At 66.1% G+C, this 1,468-nt stretch carries 2 protein-coding genes; both read left to right on the top strand.

Annotated features, from left to right (window positions below):
* On the top strand, positions 1–522 hold a 522-nt coding region (locus tag KZO25_RS16870; RefSeq protein WP_262489101.1), incomplete at its 5' end, for an electron transfer flavoprotein subunit beta/FixA family protein.
* Positions 523–536: 14 nt separating this feature from the next.
* Positions 537–1,466, top strand: coding sequence for an electron transfer flavoprotein subunit alpha/FixB family protein (locus tag KZO25_RS16865; RefSeq protein ID WP_223137872.1), 930 nt, complete (start codon positions 537–539; stop codon positions 1,464–1,466).
* Positions 1,467–1,468 lie beyond the last annotated feature (2 nt).

Below are 1,468 nucleotides of genomic sequence, written 5' to 3'. Positions count from 1 at the left end.
GCGCTGGGTGCCGACCGCGCGATCCACATTGAAACCGACGAGCGGGCCGAGTCGCTGGCGGTGGCGAAGCTGCTGGCCAAGGTGGTGGAAGAGGAGCAGCCGGGCCTGACGATTCTCGGCAAGCAGGCGATCGATACCGACAACAACCAGACCGGCCAGATGCTGGCTGCCCTGTCCGGCCTGCCCCAGGGCACCTTCGCCTCGGAAGTGGCGGTCGACGGTGACACGCTGCAGGTGACCCGCGAGATCGACGGCGGCCTGCAGACCGTCGAGCTGACCCTGCCGGCCATCGTCACCACCGACCTGCGCCTCAACGAGCCACGCTACGCCAAGCTGCCCGACATCATGAAGGCCAAGAAGAAGCCCATGGACGTCAAGACCCCGGCGGACCTCGGCGTCGAGGTGGCCTCGAAGGTCACGCTGCTCAAGGTCGAATCCCCGGCCGAGCGCAAGGGCGGTATCAAGGTGGGCTCCGTCGACGAGCTCGTGGACAAACTCAAGAACGAAGCCAAAGTGCTTTAACAGGAGCTGATTTCATGAGCATTCTGGTACTTGCAGAACATCACGACGGCCAGCTCGCTGGCGCCACCGCCCACGTGGTCGCCGCAGCTCAAGCCATCGGTGGCGACATCGATATCCTGGTCGCCGGCGAGAACGTTGGCGCCGTGGCCGAGGCCGCCGCCAAGCTGGACGGCGTGGCCAAGGTCCGTGTGGCCGACAACGCCGCCTATGCCCACCAGCTGGCCGAGCCGATGGGCGCGCTGCTGGTCGAACTGGCTGACGGTTACAGCCACGTGCTGGCCAGTGCCTCCACCACCGGCAAGAACGTCATGCCGCGTCTCGCCGCGCTCAAGGACGTCAGCCAGATCTCCGAGATCGTCGCGGTGGACTCGGCCGACACCTTCAAGCGTCCGATCTACGCCGGCAACGCCATCGCCACCGTGCAGAGCGCGGACAGCCTCAAGGTCATCACCGTGCGCAGCACCGGCTTCGATGCGGTGGCGGCCGAAGGCGGCAGTGCCGCCATCGAGGCGGTGGACTTCGTGGCCGACAACAGCCAGTCCTCCTTCATCAAGCAGGAACTGGCCGAGAGCGACCGCCCCGAGTTGGCTGGAGCCAAGGTGGTCATCTCCGGCGGTCGCGGCATGGGCAGCGGCGAGAACTTCAAGCTGCTCGACGGTATCGCCGACAAGATGGGTGCCGCCATCGGCGCCTCACGGGCCGCGGTGGACGCCGGCTTCGTGCCCAACGACATGCAGGTGGGCCAGACCGGCAAGATCGTAGCCCCCGAGCTCTACATCGCCGTGGGCATCTCCGGTGCGATCCAGCACCTGGCCGGGATGAAGGACTCCAAGGTGATCGTGGCGATCAACAAGGACGAAGAGGCGCCGATCTTCCAGGTGGCGGATTACGGCCTCGTTGGCGACCTGTTCGAGATCCTGCCGGAGCTCGAGAGCAAGCTGTAAGG

Origin of the sequence: Halomonas sp. ANAO-440, from assembly GCF_019915905.1 — a bacterium.
In the GTDB taxonomy this organism is placed as follows: domain Bacteria; phylum Pseudomonadota; class Gammaproteobacteria; order Pseudomonadales; family Halomonadaceae; genus Halomonas; species Halomonas chromatireducens.
The sequence above is the reverse complement of the archived record's forward strand: the minus strand, read 5'-3'. Positions and strand labels throughout refer to the sequence as shown.

Excerpts from the sequence above, each read along its gene's own strand:
- KZO25_RS16865 (WP_223137872.1), top strand. The coding sequence starts at position 537 with ATGAGCATTCTGGTACTTGCAGAACATCACGACGGCCAGCTCGCTGGC.